At 65.3% G+C, this 17,805-nt stretch carries 17 protein-coding genes; 7 read left to right on the forward strand and 10 right to left on the reverse strand.

All coding sequences use genetic code 11. From position 1 onward, the window contains the following. Positions 1–45: 45 nt before the first annotated feature. Both FHG09_RS01660 and FHG09_RS01665 read right to left on the reverse strand, forming a co-directional pair. Positions 46–1,764, reverse strand: a complete 1,719-nt coding sequence (locus FHG09_RS01660) for a FumA C-terminus/TtdB family hydratase beta subunit (protein WP_152346256.1) — start codon at positions 1,762–1,764, stop codon at positions 46–48. Positions 1,765–1,802: 38 nt separating this feature from the next. After that, positions 1,803–3,044: a CaiB/BaiF CoA transferase family protein gene (locus FHG09_RS01665; RefSeq protein WP_152345955.1), complete on the reverse strand. Its 1,242-nt coding sequence runs from the start codon at positions 3,042–3,044 to the stop codon at positions 1,803–1,805. 164 nt (positions 3,045–3,208) lie between these two features. Between FHG09_RS01665 and FHG09_RS01670 the strand changes: the two genes are divergently transcribed. The 4 genes from FHG09_RS01670 (at position 3,209) to FHG09_RS01685 (ending at position 7,172) form a co-directional block, all read left to right on the forward strand. Continuing rightward, a complete protein-coding gene (locus FHG09_RS01670) occupies positions 3,209–3,889 on the forward strand; it encodes a GntR family transcriptional regulator (protein ID WP_152345956.1) in 681 nt (226 codons plus the stop codon). A gap of 312 nt (positions 3,890–4,201) precedes the next feature. Beyond that, positions 4,202–5,236 (forward strand): TRAP transporter substrate-binding protein, encoded by a 1,035-nt coding sequence (locus FHG09_RS01675; RefSeq protein WP_193627239.1) that lies wholly within the window; start codon positions 4,202–4,204, stop codon positions 5,234–5,236. A 2-nt stretch (positions 5,237–5,238) separates the two neighbouring features. Then, a complete protein-coding gene (locus FHG09_RS01680; protein WP_152345958.1) occupies positions 5,239–5,889 on the forward strand; it encodes a TRAP transporter small permease in 651 nt (216 codons plus the stop codon). Beyond that, positions 5,889–7,172, forward strand: a complete 1,284-nt coding sequence (locus tag FHG09_RS01685; RefSeq protein WP_152345959.1) for a TRAP transporter large permease — start codon at positions 5,889–5,891, stop codon at positions 7,170–7,172. The genes FHG09_RS01680 and FHG09_RS01685 overlap by 1 nt, the downstream gene beginning before the upstream one ends. A 138-nt stretch (positions 7,173–7,310) precedes the next feature. Here the strand turns inward: FHG09_RS01685 and FHG09_RS01690 are convergent, their stop codons facing one another. After that, complete coding sequence (locus FHG09_RS01690) at positions 7,311–7,874, reverse strand: dihydrofolate reductase family protein (RefSeq protein WP_152345960.1); 564 nt, start codon at positions 7,872–7,874, stop codon at positions 7,311–7,313. An 84-nt stretch (positions 7,875–7,958) separates the two neighbouring features. Between FHG09_RS01690 and FHG09_RS01695 the strand changes: the two genes are divergently transcribed. Then, positions 7,959–8,456 carry a GNAT family N-acetyltransferase gene (locus FHG09_RS01695; protein WP_152345961.1) on the forward strand — a complete coding sequence of 166 codons (498 nt, stop codon included), beginning with the start codon at positions 7,959–7,961 and terminating at the stop codon, positions 8,454–8,456. On the opposite strand, the gene FHG09_RS01700 is transcribed toward FHG09_RS01695, so the two are convergent. Then, positions 8,446–9,753: an Nramp family divalent metal transporter gene (locus FHG09_RS01700; RefSeq protein ID WP_152345962.1), complete on the reverse strand. Its 1,308-nt coding sequence runs from the start codon at positions 9,751–9,753 to the stop codon at positions 8,446–8,448. The genes FHG09_RS01695 and FHG09_RS01700 overlap by 11 nt on opposite strands. 227 nt (positions 9,754–9,980) lie before the next feature. Here FHG09_RS01700 and arr point away from each other — a divergent pair, with 227 nt between their 5' ends. Next, positions 9,981–10,394: an NAD(+)--rifampin ADP-ribosyltransferase gene (arr, locus tag FHG09_RS01705; RefSeq protein WP_152345963.1), complete on the forward strand. Its 414-nt coding sequence runs from the start codon at positions 9,981–9,983 to the stop codon at positions 10,392–10,394. Between the two features lie 21 nt (positions 10,395–10,415). Here the strand turns inward: arr and FHG09_RS01710 are convergent, their stop codons facing one another. The 5 genes from FHG09_RS01710 to FHG09_RS01730 all read right to left on the reverse strand — a co-directional run bounded on the left by FHG09_RS01710 (position 10,416) and on the right by FHG09_RS01730 (position 13,851). Further along, on the reverse strand, positions 10,416–10,886 hold the full coding sequence (locus FHG09_RS01710; protein ID WP_152345964.1) for a carboxymuconolactone decarboxylase family protein: 471 nt from the start codon (positions 10,884–10,886) through the stop codon (positions 10,416–10,418). An 8-nt stretch (positions 10,887–10,894) separates the two neighbouring features. Beyond that, positions 10,895–11,269 (reverse strand): GNAT family N-acetyltransferase, encoded by a 375-nt coding sequence (locus tag FHG09_RS01715; protein ID WP_152345965.1) that lies wholly within the window; start codon positions 11,267–11,269, stop codon positions 10,895–10,897. Between the two features lie 80 nt (positions 11,270–11,349). Next, positions 11,350–12,405, reverse strand: a complete 1,056-nt coding sequence (locus tag FHG09_RS01720) for a pirin family protein (protein ID WP_152345966.1) — start codon at positions 12,403–12,405, stop codon at positions 11,350–11,352. Further along, entirely contained in the window at positions 12,402–12,932 is a 531-nt protein-coding gene (locus FHG09_RS01725; RefSeq protein WP_152345967.1) for a MarR family winged helix-turn-helix transcriptional regulator, read from the reverse strand. The genes FHG09_RS01720 and FHG09_RS01725 overlap by 4 nt, the downstream gene beginning before the upstream one ends. Positions 12,933–13,209: 277 nt before the next feature. Beyond that, on the reverse strand, positions 13,210–13,851 hold the full coding sequence (locus FHG09_RS01730; protein ID WP_152345968.1) for an isochorismatase family protein: 642 nt from the start codon (positions 13,849–13,851) through the stop codon (positions 13,210–13,212). A 142-nt stretch (positions 13,852–13,993) separates the two neighbouring features. Here FHG09_RS01730 and FHG09_RS01735 point away from each other — a divergent pair, with 142 nt between their 5' ends. After that, complete coding sequence (locus tag FHG09_RS01735) at positions 13,994–15,253, forward strand: glutaminase (RefSeq protein ID WP_152345969.1); 1,260 nt, start codon at positions 13,994–13,996, stop codon at positions 15,251–15,253. Positions 15,254–15,386: 133 nt separating this feature from the next. On the opposite strand, the gene FHG09_RS01740 is transcribed toward FHG09_RS01735, so the two are convergent. Continuing rightward, the gene (locus FHG09_RS01740; RefSeq protein WP_152345970.1) at positions 15,387–17,660 is read right to left on the reverse strand and encodes an MMPL family transporter; all 2,274 of its coding nucleotides are present in this window, start codon (positions 17,658–17,660) and stop codon (positions 15,387–15,389) included. Positions 17,661–17,805 lie beyond the last annotated feature (145 nt).

A 17,805-nucleotide genomic window follows, 5' to 3' on the forward strand; every position in this document is an offset into this window, starting at 1 on the left:
CGAGGCGGCCCTGCCCGACCGTCGCCCGATCAGTGATCGTTCGGTTCAGTCCAGGCGGCTGCCGTCGCGGACCGTGCGGGTGCGGCCGAGCCCGAGTGTCGGCGGTCCGGTGCTGTCGAAGAAGTCGTTGCCTTTGTCATCGGTGATGATGAAGGCGGGGAAGTCCTCGACCCGGATTCGCCACACGGCTTCCATTCCGAGCTCTTCCATATCGAGGACGTCGACCGAGGTGATGCAGTCCTGCGCCAATCGGGCGGCCGGTCCGCCGATCGAGCCGAGGTAGAAGCCGCCGAATTCGGCGCAGGAGCTCTTGACCTGCGCGGACCGGTTGCCCTTGCCGAGCATGATCATCGATCCGCCGGCTTCCTGGAACTGCCGCACGTAGCTGTCCATCCGCGACGAGGTGGTCGGGCCGAAGGATCCCGAAGCCATCCCTTCGGGCGTCTTCGCCGGCCCCGCATAGTAGATGGGGTGGTCCTTGAAGTACCCGGGCAGCTCTCCACCGGCGTCGAGGCGATCCCGGAGGTTCGCGTGCACGATGTCACGAGCAACGACGACCGTTCCCGTCAGCGACACCCGGTCGCCGACCGACAGTTCGGACAGCTGCGCCTGCAGGGCAGGCATCGGTCGGTCGAGATCGATGGCAGTGACATTGCCGGATTCGATCTCCTCGACGCGGCCCATCGCGGGCAGGAACCGGGCCGGATCGTGTTCGAGCTCTTCGATGAATACGCCGTCTGCATTGATGCGGGCGATGATCTGCCGGTCGGCCGAACAGCTCACGGCAATCGCGATCGGCAGGGAGCCGTTGTGGCGGGGCAGGCGGACGATGCGAACGTCGTGGCAGAAGTACTTGCCCCCGAACTGGGCGCCGAAGCCGAGGTTCTGGGTGAGTTCGAAGACGGTCTTCTCGAAGTCCCGATCCCGGAATCCGTGGCCCAAGTCGGCGTCGCCTGTTTCGGGCAGGTCGTCGAGGTAGTGAGCGCTCGCGAGCTTCGCGGTCTTGAGCGTGAACTCGGCCGAGGGCCCGCCGATGACGACGGCCAGATGATAGGGCGGGCAGGCCGCGGTGCCCAGTGTGGAGATCTTCTCGGCGAGGAACTCGAGCATCGCGGATTCGTTGAGAACGGCCTTCGTCTCCTGGAAGAGGAAGGACTTGTTCGCGCTGCCTCCGCCCTTGGCCATGAACAGCAGCTCGTAGTCATCGGCTGGGCTCAAAGCCACTTCGATCTGGGCGGGCAGATTCGTGCCGGTGTTCGTCTCCTCGAACAGGCTCATCGGCGCCAACTGCGAATAGCGGAGGTTGAGGTCTTCGTAGGCACGCCCGATTCCGCGGGACAGGTGCTTCGCGTCTTCTCCATCGGTGAGCACGTTCGGGCCGCGCTTGGCCGAGACGATCGCGGTACCCGTGTCCTGGCACATCGGCAGGATCTCGCCGGCCGAGACCGCGGCGTTCTGCAGCAGGTCGAGGGCGACGAACACGTCGTTGTCGCTGGCCTCCGGGTCGTCGATGATCGCTCTCAGGCTGGCCAGGTGGTCGGTGCGCAGGTAGTGCGAGATCTCCTTGAAGGCCACCTCGGCGAGGTCGGACAGGGTCTCCGGTGCCACGGTGAGGAACGTCCGAGAGGCCCCGGCCACCTCGGCGGTGGTCGTCTCCACTCCCCCGATGTCGAGCCTGCGCATCCGCGGGCCCTCCCCGTCGGTGGGCAGCAGAGGTGAGTACGCGAAATCGGGCAGCGCGTCGCCCCTCGCCGAGGCGGTCATACCGTCGGTCGTTCCAGCGGGTTCTTCGCCCATCGCTTTCAGATCACCCCGTTGTGGCGCAGTTCGCCGATCGCCTCGGCAGCCATTCCCATTTCGCCGAGGATGGACTCCGAATTCTGCCCGACCGCGGGGACCGGGTCCATACGTGGGCCCACCCCGGACATGTCGACCGGGGGTGCGAGCATGGAGATCGGACCGGCCGGGGTCTCGACGTCGTGCCAACGGTGACGTTCGGTCAGCTGCGGATGGTCGGCGATCTCGGACATATCACGTTGCCTCGAGTGAGCGACCGCGGCCGCCTCGAGCAGGGCATCGCAGGCTTCTCCGGTGAGTGCGGAGAAGGTTCCGTCGATGATCTCTTGGAGTTCGTGCCGGTGGGCGTAGCGATGGGCGGCTCGGTCGAAGCGTTCGTCGGTGACCATATCGGGACGGTCGAGAACCTGGGTGGCGAAGCGTTCCCATTCGCGTTCGTTCTGGATGGCGAGCATGATCTGGGTTCCGTCGCCGCAGGTGAAGGCCCCGTAAGGGGCGATGGCGGCGTGCGAGGTGCCGGCGCGGGTGGGGCGGGTGCCGCCGTAGCGAGTGAAGTAGAGCGGGTAGCCCATCCATTCGACGAGGGAGTCGAAGAGGCTCGTCGACAGGGTGGCGCCGGCTCCGGTGCGTTCGCGGTTGAACAGGGCGGTGAGAATGCCGGAGTAGGTGTACATTCCGGCGGCGATGTCCGCCGTCGAGATTCCCGTCTTCGCGGGGAAATCCTCTGTTCCGGTCACGGACACCAAACCTGCTTCGGCCTGCACAAGGGCATCGTAGGCCTTTGCGTCCTTGTACGGACCGTCCGTTCCATATCCGGAGATCGAAGCATGGATGAGTCGAGGGTTGACCGACCGCAGTTCGTCGGCGCCGAGGCCGAGTCTCTCCGCGGCCCCGGGGGCGAAGTTCTGGATGAAGACATCAGCCGAGGCGATGAGTTCATGGAGGATCCGCCGACCTTCGGGGTTCTTGAGGTCGAGGGCCAGACTCTCCTTGTTCCGGTTGATCCACACGAAGTGGCTCGACAGGCCGTTGACCGTCGTGTCGTATCCGCGGGCGAAGTCTCCGCCACCAGGACGTTCGATCTTGATGACTCGCGCCCCGAGATCGGCCAACTGGCGTGAGGCGAATGGGGCGGCGACGGCCTGCTCGCAGCTGATGACGGTGATGCCGGCCAGCGGCAGATTCTGGTCGGTCGTGTCGTCCTGCCCCGCAGGGCTCGGTGCGGATATCGGTGCTGCAGTGGCCATCGGCCCTCCACGACGAGGTGTGAAACGTTGACGCCCACATCATACATATGTTTACCGATAATGCATTATCCGATCTCAGATGACGGTCGGACCTGTAGACTTAGCCCATCGGAACATGAACGGGCGCCCCACGAGTGGGTCGGGTATGAACGAAAGGCCATCAGGTGGATCAGGAGTCGGCATCGACGAAACGGGACGTCATCGTCCTCGGCCTGCGGCGCAAGATCCTCTCCCGCGAACTCGATCGGGGCGCACGACTGCGGCAGGATCAGGTCGCCGAATGGTTCAATGCCTCGATCACCCCGGTCCGCGAGGCTCTGCGGATCCTCGAAGCCGAAGGGCTCGTCACCTCCGAGGCTCACCGCGGGGTCCGTGTCGCAGGCGTCGACGTCGACCGCCTGAAGTCGCTGTTCGTCACCCGCCGACTCACCGAGACCTTCGCCATCGCCCGCGCGACCACGCGGATCTCCCGGCACGAGCTGCGGCAGGCCGAGCGTCTGCTCGATGCCCTCGACGAAGCGAGCGCCGGCGGCGACTCGCTGGGGCGCAACACTCGCAACGAGGAGTTCCACTTCTTCTTCTACGACCGCTGCGGCATGCCCGCACTGCGCGATGACATCGCTGCCCGCTGGCGGGCCTTCCCGTGGGACCTCACCCTCGACAGCCCGGAGAGGCTCGACCAGGTGCACGCCGAACATCAGTCGATCGTCGATGCCGTCCGCGACGTCGATCCGGATCGGGCGGCCCGCCACCTCGGCGATCACATCACGAACGGCTTTCTCCGCCTGGCCGAGTCAACGACGGGCCAGGCAGTGTCCGATCCCTTCGATTTCGACACGGACTGACGACTTCGACGCGGACTGACGACGCCGCCCCTCCCTTGGAATCGGCGGCTCGCGCCCGCACTATCGCTTGCAGACTCACCATCGAACTCGCATGCGAACTCACTTTCCAACAAATAATGCATTATTTCGCAGATCATATTGGAAATCGGCGAAAAGTCCTCTAGGCTCGTGAACGGTCGATCGAGAACATGACTCGGCGCGAGCGCGCCACCCGGCAATGACCGGCCGTCCTCTTGGGGCGGGCTCGTCCGCACACACGTTCCCGATCGGCATCGCCCCTGGCCAACCAGACTGGAGCTGACGATGACGTCAATGAGACGACCGAGGTGGAAGCCGCTGATCGCGGGCCTCTCGATAAGCGTCCTGCTGCTGAGCGGATGCAATCCCGCACGCAGCGGAGATCAACAGAAATTCGAACTGCGCTTCGCGCATGTCACCTCGGTGGGCACACCGAAAGGACTGGCAGCCGATTTCTTCGCGGAACAGGTCGAGGAGAAGTCCGATGGCCGCATCGAGGTCGAGGTCTTCCCGAACTCGGAACTCTACGGCGACAAGGACGAGATGCAGGCCATCCAGTCCAATGCCGTCCAGATGCTGGCCCCGGCGAGCGCGAAGTTCACGACGATCGCCCCGAGCCTGCAGGTCCTCGATCTGCCCTTCATCTTCGATGAGCCGGACGAGATCCCCGAGGTCGCCAGCCCCGATACGGAGATCGGCAAGGCCATCTACGCGAACCCGGACCTCGAGGCCAACGGGCTCAAGGTCCTCGGTCTGTGGGACTCGGGAATGAAGCAGATCCATTCGAACAACAAGACGCTCAAGCCCGAGGACATGAAGGGCAAGAAGTACCGCATCCAGCCCTCGGACGTGCTGCGTACGCAGTTCGAGACCTGGGGTGGGATTCCGACTCCGCTGGCTTTCGCCGAGGTCTACAGCGGACTGCAGCAGGGGCTCATCAACGGTGGTGAGAACACCTACTCGAACATCCAGTCGCAGAACATGCACACGGTTCAGAAGTACGTGACCGAACTCGATCACGGTTACATCGGCTACATCCTCACGGTGAACAAGCGCTGGTACGACGAACTGCCCGACCACCTTCAGTCCGTCGTCGACGACGCCGCCGATGAGGCCAGTGAGTTCAATCGCAAAGAGGCACAGAAGGTCAACGCAGAGTCGAAGAAGACCATCGAGGAATCCGGCGGCACGGAGATCGTCATCCCGAGCAAGGAGGAACGCCAAGCCTTCAAGGACATGGTCGTGCCGTCGGAGTATGAGAAGTACCGCGAGGTCATCGGCCCCGAAGTCGTCGACGAGCTCCTCGAACGCAACGAAGAGAGAGGCTGAGGATGGAGACCATCGACAAGTATCTCAGCCGGCTCGAGAACTTCCTTGCCGGCGGCTGCCTCATCGCGGCCACCGCGTTGGCAGTCTTCGCCGTGCTCCTGCGCAACATCACCGGTGACGTCATCTTCTGGTCCGAAGAGGCGGTCATCTACCTCATCATCTTCTCGACGTTCTTCGGCGCGGTGGTCACCCTGCGCCACAACGAGCACGTGGCCGTCGACATCATGCCGACGCTGCTCAGGGGCAAGGCGAAGAAGTTCTTCGTCGTCCTCGGCGGTCTGGCCACCCTGGTCTATGCCGGCTTCATCGCGTACCTGTCCTGGGCGCTCATCACCGAACCGTTCTCGCGGACGACGATCACCCCGGCGCTCAAGCTGCCGCTGTGGGTCGTCGAACTCTCGCTGGCCGTGGGCATGACGCTGTTCTTCATCCGCGCGGTGGAGATGACCGTCCGAGCCCTGCGCACGTCTGCGGCCGACCTCGACAAGGATGTCCTCGCCGAGGAGGCTGCCGCCGTCGGCATCGATGTCGATGACATCGCGATCGTTGAGGACGGCAACCCCGGAAGTGGCCGCGCGAACCGCGCGGACAGTGATCCAGGGAGTGACCGCCTCGGCGATGGCGGGACCGACGAGAAAGGAGGCGATCGCTGATGTTCGAAGCCACCATCGTCCTCGTCGTCGTCCTCGTCGCGCTGCTGCTCACCTCGGCGCCGATTGCGGTCGCCTTGGGTCTGACCAGCCTCGTCTACTTCTACTACTTCACTCTCATTCCGATGACCCAGGTCTCGGAGCGTCTGTTCAACGCTCTGAACTCGTTCCCGCTCATGGCGATACCGTTCTTCATCCTCGCCGCCAACATCATGTCTCGCGGCGGGATCTCGAGGCGGCTGACCGACTTCGGTGCGGCCATGGTCGGGCACCTGCGCGGCGGCATGGCGATCACCACCGTGCTGGCGTGCATGTTCTTCGCTGCGGTCTCCGGGTCCTCCCCGGCCACGGTCGTCGCGGTCGGTGCGCTGATGATTCCGGCGATGGTGAAGAACGGGTACCCCAAGGAGTTCTCCACGGGCCTCGTGGCCACCTCGGGGTCGTTGGGAATCCTCATCCCGCCGTCGATTCCGCTCATCGTCTTCGGCATCGCCACCGAGCAGAACATCGGCGATCTCTTCTTGGCCGGGGTTCTGCCCGGCATCCTCGCCGGTGTGATGCTGCTGGGCATGGCTGTGTTCGTCGCGTGGAAGAAGGGCTACGGTCACGCCGGGGTCGGGTTCCGGATGTCGAACAAGGACAAGTTGAAGGCCTTCCGTGATGCGATCCTCGCCCTGGCCCTGCCCTTCCTCGTCCTCGGCGGCATCTACTCCGGATGGTTCACTCCCACCGAGGCGGCCGCCGTCGCCGTGGCCTATTCGCTCGTTGTGTCGCTGCTCATCTACCGCGAGATCAAGGTCTCGCAGCTGTGGGAGGTCACGATCGCGTCGGTGAAGACCTCGGCGATGGTCATGTTCATCATCGCCAACGGCATCCTCTTCACCTTCGTGCTCGCCAGCGAGCGGATCCCCGGGTCCATCTCGTCGACGATCGCCGCGTGGGATCTGCAGCCCTGGCAGTTCCTCATCCTCGTCAACATCCTGCTGCTGTTCGTCGGCTGTGTGATGGAAACGTCCTCGGCGATCCTCATCCTCGCGCCGATCCTGCTGCCGATCGCGATGGAGCTGGGCATCGACCCGATCCACTTCGGCATCATCGTGGTGATGAACCTTGAGATCGGCATGATCACACCGCCGCTGGGTCTCAACCTGTTCGTCGCCTCCGGCATGTCGGGCATGAGCGTCGTCGGTGTGGCGAAGGCCGCTTTGCCGAGTGCGCTGGTGCTGTTGGCGGCGCTCGGGCTGGTCACGTTCGTGCCGTTCTTCGCCACGGCGTTCGTGGGGTGAGCATGTAGATCAGAGCGAGCCGCGCGACTCGAATACGACCGCGGGCCAGGTCGGAGCACGTTGAGTGCAGCTGACCTGGCCCGCGGTTCTCCGTCTCCGGAGCAGGCCACTGTGAGCAGACGCCCCGCCGAGGACGGCCTATGCGGAGGCCTGTGGAGTCGGCCCATCCACAACACGGTAGGTGGTCTGCACCATTCCGCCGTCGAGGACATCAGTCCGCACGTGCTCCAGGTCGACATCGCCGCCGAGAGGCCCGAACAGCGAGGGCCCATCACCGATCAGCACAGGCACTTGAGACAGCGTGATCTCATCGACGAGCTTCGCGGCAAGGAACCAGCGGACGGTCTCCCCACCATCGACGTAGACCCTCCGACGACCATCTCGCTGCAGTGCGTCGACGGCGGCTTCGGCCGTGCGATGCACGGTGATTCGAGAGTCGGCATCCGCCGCGAGGGTCGTGCTGATCACATGGATCGGACGATCGAGGTAGGGCCAGTCTTCGTAGGATGCGATGGCTTCGTAGGTCTTCCGGCCCATCACCACAGCATCAACCGACTCGAGGAACGGAGTGAACCCCGCGTCTCCGGCGGCCTCACCTCGGCTGGTCAGCCACTCCAAGTCTCCGTCCGGCCGGGCTATTCGCCCGTCGACGCTCAACCCGAGGAAGACGGCGGCGCGGAGGGACTGCTGTGATCCGCACATGAGGCTAAGCCTCTCAACGACGAGCAGCGACATTCAATAGAATCCGGCAGCGCATGTTCGCCTCCCGTCTGCGACACTGTGTTCATGGATGCTGCACCGCAGATCGTCGCATACCGGCCGTCGCATCGTGACGCACTGCTGGATCTGTCGATTCGCGCGTGGGAGCCGATCTTCCCACTGCTCGAGACCGACGTTCCCGGCTTCGTCTACGAATCGTTCTACCCGCGAGGTTGGCGGGAACGTCAGCATGACGATCTCGCCAAGACGCTTGACGACGAACCGCAGCACATCGACGTTGCGCTGGTGGCCGAGGCACCTGCGGGATGGGTCTGCACTCGATTGCATCCGGAGGATCGCATGGGCGAGGTCCATGTGCTCGCGGTTGATCCTCGATACCAACGCCAGGGTGTCGGTAATGCACTCCTTGAGCATTCGTTCGAGCGCATCCGGCGTGCCGGCATGAACATGGTCATGGTCGAGACCGGTGATGATCGGGGTCATGCCCCGGCGCGGTCAGCTTATGAGTCAGCCGGCTTCGAACGCTGGCCAGTAGCCCGATACTTCAAGAATCTCACCCCATGAATCCCATCACCGACTCCCGCACCTGCAGGGCGGCGAGGAACCCGAACAGGGCCAGACAGATGCCCAGCAACACGTTCGACCACTTCGTGTTGCGCAGCTGCGCCGGCACGGTCGACCGGTTGAGGATGACGAGCAGCGCGAGCGCGAGCACCGGCAGGATGAAGGCGCTGATCGCCGCGTAGACGAGCACCAAAGTGACCGGTTTGCCGAGGCTCATGATGACCAGTGTGGCGATCGAGAGGTAGACCAGTGCCCCGCGGAACTCGACCGACTTCGCCGACATCTCGTGAGCTGGTTCGTCCTGATGCGGGTAGCGGCGCAGCACGCGCAGGCAGTCGGCGGTGACGTAAGCGATGCCGGAGAACCCGCCGAGCACGCTCGTGTACACCACGGCGAGGAAGCTGATGAGGAACACAAGGCGGCCAGTCTGACCGATCCGTCCGACGAGGTCATCGGCGATCGCGAACAGGGCGTCATTGTCCGAAATCGTAAAACCCTGCCCATAGAGGATGAAGGCACCCACGGCGCTCATCGCTACGGCGAAGACGAAGACGAGTCCGTAGCTGATGACCAGGTCGAGGCGCACGACGGGCTTCCAGTCGGGGGTGCGCCAGGCCTTCTCTCGGATCCAGAACGAGTAGGCGAGGATGCCGGTCGCTCCCCCGACCCCGCCGATGAGTGACATCACCGTGATGATCGAGGCGTTCGGGAACGTCGGCGCGATCGTCGCCGCGGCCACGTCCTGAGCATCCTGGCCCTGGAACACGGAGATCGCCAGCGCCAAGATGCCGAAGAACATAATGATTCCGAAGCCCATCATCGCCTTCTCGACGATCCCGTACCGGCCGATGCCCACAAGCACCGCGGCGGAGAGAAGCACAACGATCGCGGTCGGCCAGAACGGCAGGACGGGGAAGATCGCCTGCAGGATCATCGTTGTCACCGCGATGACCCCGGCTCCGAAGAACAGCCCGACCAGCAGCTCGGCGATGAGGAAGAGGATCGGGAACGTTCGTCCGCCGAACCGGGTGAGGTGGGAGATCAGAGAGCGGTCCCCGCTCATCTGCAGCCGGGAAACCGCCTCGGAGAGGACGAACTTGAGGAGGATGCCGACCGTGAACACCCAGATCAGCGCGAGCCCGTACTCGGCGCCGGAGTTCATCGTCGTGATCATGTCCGAAGCCCCGACGCTGGCCAAGGCCAAGACGATGCCCGGCCCGATGAGCCGCAGCCGTCCGGTCAGTGATTTCGGCGCCGAGGCGGCGTTCTTCGTCTGCGACGTCATATCGGCGGACATAGGCGGGTGAGGCTCCTTCACGTGGGTGGGTCGACGACGCCACCGGAATCGTTCACTCGGGGCATCGTTCGCTCAGGAGAGTATGGCCGAGGTTGCCGCATCTCGGGACGGAAGTCTCAACACCCGGGAAGCACCTCCGTCGCAGCGCTCCTCACCAACCGCTCAAGACCCATTGTAGTCGCCGATTCTGAAGCCGATCCGCAGTCTTCAAGCGTATATTCGACGCCATGACCGAAGCACTCGATGAGGGCCCCTTCTTCCACGGCACCCGTGCCGAACTCGCGCCTGGGGACCTGCTCACCGCAGGTTACGCGTCGAACTACCGGCCGGAAGTGACGATGAACCACATCTACTTCACCGCCCTGCCCGATGGGGCAGGATTAGCCGCCGAGGTGGCCGCCATCAACTCCGGATCACCGCACGTCTACGAGGTCGAGCCCCTCGGCGAGTTCGTCGACGACCCGAACGTCACGGACAAGAAATTCCCGGGCAACCCCACCCGTTCCTACCGCAGCGCCGAACCGCTGCGCATCGTCCGTGAGGTCGCCGAATGGAAGCGACTGAGTCCGCAGGAACTGCAGATGTGGGGCGAGCGCCTCGCCGCCATCCGCGAGGACGACGACAAGGAGATCATCAACTGAGACCCCTCGGGCCGGGAGGAATCAGTCCTGCTTGGCTCCGAACACGGGATGGTCGCTGGCGATCGAGATGCGATTGAACGCGTTGATGAGGATGGTCGACCACTCGATCGCCGAGATCTGCTCCGTCGTCAGGTGCTGAGCCACCTCGGCGGCGATCGCGTCGCGGTCCTCTGTCTTGTCCAACACGGTCAGGGACTCGGCCAGGGTGAGTGCGGCGAACTCCTGATCAGTGAAGATCTCGGCCTCGTGCCAGCTCGGGAGCACGTCGAGCTTGAGCTGAGTGATCCCGGCCTTCCTGGCGGCCGGAGCATGGATGCTCAGGCAGGTCCGGCAGCCGTTGATCTGTGAGACCCGCGTGTTGACGAGCTCGATGAGCCCGTCATCGAGGCCTGCGGCACGTGAGGCCTTCCGCGAACTCGCGGCCGCTTGGGCCAGCGCCTTGTAGTTCTCGGGGTGGATCTTGTCGATGAATGGTCGGCTTGCGTTGCTCATTCCCTCACTCACACCTGCCGCTTGACGATGTCGATGTCGGCACCGGTGGCGTTGCGGAACTTCCCGCCCTGCGCGGCATAGTCATCGCCGGTCTCCTTCAGCTTCTTGACGAAGAGCGGGCAGACAGGAACGACGGTGATCCCGCGCTGACGTGAGTCCTCGAGCGCCTCGGCGACGAGGATCTTCGACAGTCCGCGACCGCCGAAGTCCTCATCGACGACCGTGTGATGGAAGATGCGTTCGGTCTCGGCGTCGGGGCCGGGCAGGAAATAGGCATGGCCGGCGACGGTCCCGTCGGCCACGGTGATCTGGTAGGACTGTGTCGATTCGCTGAGATCGACGGCCACTTCGGCGCCGGTTTTGTCCTGGAATGTCTTCGCCATGTTCACAGACTCCTTCGGTAAGGACCGGTTGCCCGGTCATCGAGTACGACAGATCTCGGTGCGGGCTTATTCCCCGGTGATCATTCCTCGGGTCCGCCTTGGACCCGCGGCGGCGGATTCTTCCGCGCTTTGATGGTCACGTCGGGCAGCCTCGGTGCGGGGAGCCTGTCCATGCCATCGGCATTGCGTCCGGGACCGCCCTTGCCGAAGTAGCCGTCGACGGCACCGAAACGGTCCCCTTCGGCCTGCCATTCCTCCCGGTAGGCCGCGATCTCCTCGTGGGTGCGACCGACGAAATTCCACCACATGACGATCTCCTCGGGGAAGGGTTCCCCGCCGAGGAGGATGAGCCGGGCGGGTTCGTCACCGCGGTTGGCGATGCGCAGTTCGTCGACCCCGACCCCGGTGTAGCCGATCGCCGCGACGGGCAGGTCGACGTTCTCCAAGGTGATGTCGCCGGAGTCGACGAGGAGGCCGTGCTCGAAGCGCGGATCGACGGGCAGGTCGATGCTCGCACCGGGATCGAGGCGGATCTCCGCGCCGAGCAGCGGCGAATGCGTCTGCACCGTTGAGGCCGTTCCCCACAGCTGCCCGAGGAAGACGAGCAGCTGCCCGCCGTCGAAGGCCACAGGAGCCGGCTCATAGTGCTCGAATTCGCGTTCGGGCCGGTGGCGGGAGGCCTCGGGCAGGGCCAGCCACAGCTGCACACCATGGAGGTTCGTCGTGTCCTCGGTCGAGACTTCGGAGTGGCAGATGCCGGCGCCGGCGGTCATGAGGTTGACCTCGCCGGGCAGGACGAGGCCGGCATTGCCGCCGGAGTCGATGTGCTGGATGGCGCCGTCGAAGAGCCAGCTCACGGTCTGAAGACCAGTGTGCGGGTGAGGTGCGACGTCCATCCCGCCGGTGGCCGAGACATCGGCCGGGCCGTAGTGGTCGACGAAGCACCACGGCCCGATGAGAGAGCGCTGCCGCTGCGGCAGGGTGCGACGCACGGTCATCGCGCGGGGTCCGCCCAGGGGCACTTCGCGGGAGGTGATGATCTCGACGGGGGACCGCCCCTGCTGGTCACAGTTGGGACCGGGAAGTCCGCCGGGCTTGCAGACGACTTGCTGCGGATGGGTTTCGACGTTGCTCATGCCGGTAGCGTACCCCCGTGTGCGGCAGCCGCCTCGGATGCGGTCTGCGATTCGCCTCGACCCTGCGGTCGACGTGGATTGATCTTCGAGACCAGTTCGAACAGCTGCTCCGATTCCCCCTCGCCCAGGCCGGCGAAGGCGGAGAGGATGATCTCGCCGTTCGTCTGCTCGGCCGCGCCGCGCACGGACGCTCCGTCCTTGGTCAGGCTGACGCACACCCCGCGCTGATCATCGTAATCGGCCGACTGCTCGACCAGTCCCCGTGCTTCGAGACGACCGAGAAGACGGCTCAGAGCACTGCGGCTGACCACCATGTTCCTCAGCAGGTCGCGGTGGCGCATCCGCTGCCCGGGCGGGATGTTGATGATCGCATCGAACTCATTGAGAGTCAGTCCGTGTCGCTCGCGGAACGCCCGTTCGAACTCCGCTAACAGGGCCGAGTGTTTCTCGAGCATCAACCTCCACGCGGCGATCTCGATCGGTCCGAGACGTCGGAGGATGGTGCTGACCGGAGGCGCTTCGCTCATGCTTCGCCTCCGACCCGACGAGAGGAGGTGGACAGGGATGAAATGCGCGATGAAATCACGGACGAATCCTCACAATTTGTTGCTCCGACAACATTTTCATAGTATGAATGATCATACCCGGAGACTCCTCTGCACTCCGGGCGCCCCTTGAGGCCCGGATGCAACCGCGCATCATCCCCGCCGAACCGGCGATGCGGCATCCACGGGCGGACAGCGATGTCCGCCCGGCTCGGGGTCTCGATCGACCCGACGCTCAGGGACCCTGAGGTACCGGCCTCTACTTCCCCGCCTTGTCGAGTTCGGCTTTGAGAGGGAAGTACCAATTCATGATCTCCCGGAGATTGTCGGAGTCCGGACGTGCCCAATTGCGCATGAGCTCGCTGGCGAACGAGATCGCCGTGATCGGCCTCGCGCCGGCAGCCGACATCCGCTCGAGCGCCCATCGGTGGGAGTCAGGACTGATTCCGCCGACGGCGTCCGCGACCGGGTAGACCTCAAAGCCCTCGGCGAGCATGTCGAGGGTCGGAAAGGCCAGGCAGACCTCGGTCCACAGTCCGGCCATGACGATCTTGCGTCGGCCCGTGGCGCGCACGGCGGCGCGGAAGTCGGGGTCCTCCCACGAGTTCACTCCGGTGCGGTCGATCTCCTCGACTCCCGGCAGCTCCTTCCGGATCTCCTCGGCGGTTCCGGTGTTGACTCCGAGGTCGACGCCGACGGTCGAGAGGACAACGGGCACCTCGTACTTCGTCGCGGCCTTGCACAGCGCGATGACATTGAGGTCGATGCGTTCCTTCGTCGTCGACTGCACGGTCCGATACTGCTCCGGCTGGTAGTCGATGATGGCCACAGCGCAGTTCTGCGGCGTGAGCAGACGGTCGGACTCGGGATCGCGAATCGGTTCAGGCTGTGTCTTGGACATTGTCGGCGCTCCTTGGGAGATGGGATCGACACCTGCTTTGTTGCACCAACAACAATTCCATAGTTGGATGGACGTGTCCATAGGTTGCCGCGGATGCCGCCCGCCATCCTCACGGACCACGAGACCCGAGGAGAGCGACCCCATGCGCACCCCGATCCCCGACTATCTCACAGAGATCCACGATTCCCTGCGCGACGACGACCAGGGGGCGGTCGCCGACTACATCCCCGCCCTCGCCGAGGCGGACACTGACCTCTTCGCGATCGCTCTGACCACGGTCGCCGGCCGCACTTACACCGCCGGAGACTGCGACGTGGAGTTCTCCATCCAGTCGATGTCGAAGCCCTTCGCCTATGCGGCGGCGCTGACGGACCGGGGCGAGGAGTTCGTCGGCGGACGGGTCGGGGTCGAACCCTCGGGCGAGGCCTTCAACGAGCTGTCCCTCGAATCCGACTCCCACCGTCCGAAGAATCCGATGATCAACGCCGGTGCGATCACGACCCACCAGCTGCTCGTCGGCTCGGGAGCGAGTGCCGCTGAACGCGTCGAGCGGGCACTCGATCTCTTCTCCGCCCTGGCCGGCCGGAGGCTTGCCATCGACGAAGCGGTTCGAGACTCCGAGCTGGCGACCGCCGACCGCAACCTCGCGATCGCCCACATGCTGCGCAACTACGGCATTCTCGAGGACGATCCGCACGAGGTCGTCGCCGGCTACACCGCGCAGTGTTCGATCAGGGTCAGCGTCCGTGACATCGCGGTCATGGCCGCGACTCTGGCCGCCGGCGGGATCCAGCCGGTGACCGGCGAGCAGGTCCTCGACCGGGCTACGGCCCGGCAGACTCTGTCAGTGATGGCCTCGGCCGGTATGTACGACGCGGCGGGGTCCTGGTTCAACGACGTCGGGATCCCCGCGAAGAGCGGCGTCGCCGGCGGCCTCCTCGGCGCCCTTCCCGGTCAGGTGGGGATCGGGTCGTTCTCTCCGCGCCTCGACGCGCACGGCAACAGCGTCCGCGGGATCGAGGTCTTCCGGCGACTCTCGACCGATATGGGCCTGCACCTCATGGACACGGAGTCCTTCGGCTCTCACGCGCTGCGCGACATCCGAGTCGATGCGGGCACCACGTACCTCAGTCTGCAGGGGATCATCGACTTCAATGGCGCCGAGGTCATCCTCCATCGGCTCGACGAAGCGCCGCCGTCAACGTCGACGGTCATCGTCGATGCCGGCCGGGTCGAGCGTTTCAGCGACGTGGGGCGCCGCATGGTCCTCGAGGGGATGCGGCGCCTCAGCCTCGACGGCATTGCCGTCGGCCTCGCTGATCCCGAGGTACGGCTGCCGGACCCCGACCTCGGCGACGGGACCCTGCCGTTCATCGTCGAGGCCCAGCGCACCGAGTCCTAAAGCACCGAGGCGCAGAACTTCGAAGCACAGAACTCCGAGGCACAACGCCTCGAGGTACAGGACCCGTCCCCCGCCTGACCGACAGTCCCAGACCGAGGGGCGACGTCTGACAGACAGACCCCCGACCGGCACTTCAGTCCTTCGGGATCTTCCCCCGCCACGGCCACCACACGGCCCGCCCGACGTCGTGGACCAACGCCGGCACCACGAGCGAGCGTACGAGGATCGCGTCGAGCAGCACGCCGAAGGTGACGATGAAGGCGAGCTGGAAGAGGAACATGATCGGAATGACCGCCAACGCCGCGAAGGTCGCCGCGAGCACGACCCCCGCCGAGGTGATCACCCCGCCCGTGGCCACCAGCCCCTTGAGCACGCCGGCCCGAGTCCCCAGGTGAAGGGATTCCTCCCGCACCCGCGACATGAGGAAGATGTTGTAGTCGATGCCCAGCGCCACGAGGAAGACGAAAGCGTAGAGCGGCACCGACGGGTCCGCACCGTCGAAGCCGATTACGTGGTTGAACACGAGCGCCGAGACCCCGAGTGCCGTGCCGAAGGACAGCACGGTCAGGGCCACGAGCAGCAGCGGCGCCAGCAGCGACCTCAAGAGCAGGACGAGGATGACCGTGATGACGAGGAGGATGAGCGGGATCGCCAAGGTCCGGTCCGCCTCGGCGGTGGTGTTCGTGTCGAGATCGACCGCGGTCTCTCCGCCGACGAGGGCGTCGGCGTCGAGTGGGTGGACGGCGTCTCGGATGTCGGTGACGGTCTCCTCGGCGGCCAGGGAATCCGCGGCGTCGGACAGGGTGACTTCGAGCAGCACCTGACCGTCGACCGTCGTGGGAGCCGGAGTCGAGGGCGCGTCCCCCATCGGTGGGCCCTGCGACGGCGCGGCTTCGATCTCGCCCTCGGCAGTCACGGTCGCCGTTCCGCTCGGGGAGTCCTCGGTCGTGACCGCCATCGACTCGACACCGCCGAGGCGCCCGATCGCCTTCGCGGCATCGTCGAGTTCGTTCTCCCCGACGACGACCTGGGTCGGTGAGCCCGACCCGCCGGGGAAGTGCGCGGACAGGACGTCCTGACCGTCGCGGGCCTCGGACTCGCCGAGGACGAATTCGGACTGGGCGACGCCGGAGGCCTTGAACTGCGGTGCGGCCAGCAGCGGCAGGGCGAGGATGATGACGAGCCCGATCCAGATCATCCGCGGGCGCTTCGCGACGAACCCGGCGATGCGAGCCCACACGCCCTTCCGCTCGGCCGCCGCCGAGGCGGGGCGGGATTTCGGCTGGAAGGGCCAGAACACGGCACGACCGATGACCATGAGGGCCGCCGGGAGGAAGGTCAGGGCGGCGAGGATCGCCATGACGATGCCGATCGCCGCGACCGGACCGAGAGCACGCGTCGACGCGAGGTCGGTGAGCAGAAGGACGAGGAGACTGGCGATGACGGTCCCGCCGGAGGCGAGGATCGGCTCGAGCACGCCCTTGAGTGCGCTCAGTCCCGCCCGCACGCGATCGGGTTGGTGGAGCAGGGCGTCGCGGAAGCGGGCGACGACGAGAAGCGAGTAATCGGTGGTGGCGCCGACGACCAGGATGAAGAGGATGCCCTGGACCTGACCGTTGACGAGGAGGATCTGCGCATCGGCGAGGTGCCAGACGACGAAGATCGATGCCGCGAGCGCCGCCACCGAGGTGAAGAGGACGATGATCGGCAGCAGTGGGGAACGGTAGACGATGACGAGGATGACGAAGACCGCGATGAGGGCGACGAGCAGCAGGATCCCGTCGATGCCGGCGAAGGCCTCGCTGAGGTCGGCGGCGAAGCCGGCGGGACCGGTGACGTGGACGGTCACAGCGGTCCCGCTGTCGTCGGTGCCGCTCGGGAAGACATCGGCGATGGCGGTGCGGATGCTCTCAACATCCTCGGCGGTGGCATCCGAGGACACGGGCAGAATGAGCTCCAGGGCCTGACCGTCCCCGGAGGGGATGGTCGGTGAGGCGTCTGCGGCGAGGACGCCGTCGTCGTCGAGTGAGGCTGCGAGGTCCTTGAACGTCTCCGCGTCGTCGTCGGTGATGCCGTCGGAGTTCTCGAGCACGACGATCGCGGGTACGGAGTCGTCATCGCTGAACCGGTCGATGGCCTCCTGGGCGCGAGTCGATTCCGCCGATTCCGGCAGGAAGCTCGAGCGGTCGTTCGTGGCGACATCGGTGATCTTGCCGAAGTAGGGGCCGCCGACTCCGGCAATGCCGACCCAGGCGACGAGGAGGACTGCGAAGAGGGCGAGAAGCGCCTTCCGACCGCGGACGGGGGCTCCGGCACCGCTGCCGGCCTCGCCGGCTGAGCGTTCCGCGTCCCGATCGTCGTCGGGGTGAGAGGGCTGCGGGGTGCGGGTCAGCAGAAAGTGCGGCATGACCTCAGCCTACGCGGAAGGTCGGTCCCGAGGCGCAGCGAGGCGGAAGCGATATTCGAGTACGATGCTCGCGCGAGTTGACTGCTGCGATCGGTCGGCCGACAGTGAGAGCGGAGAGTGTTCCGCAGAGCGAGGAAGGTCAGCA

Origin of the sequence: Brevibacterium sp. CFH 10365, assembly GCF_009299785.1 — a bacterium.
GTDB classification, from domain to species: domain Bacteria; phylum Actinomycetota; class Actinomycetes; order Actinomycetales; family Brevibacteriaceae; genus Brevibacterium; species Brevibacterium limosum.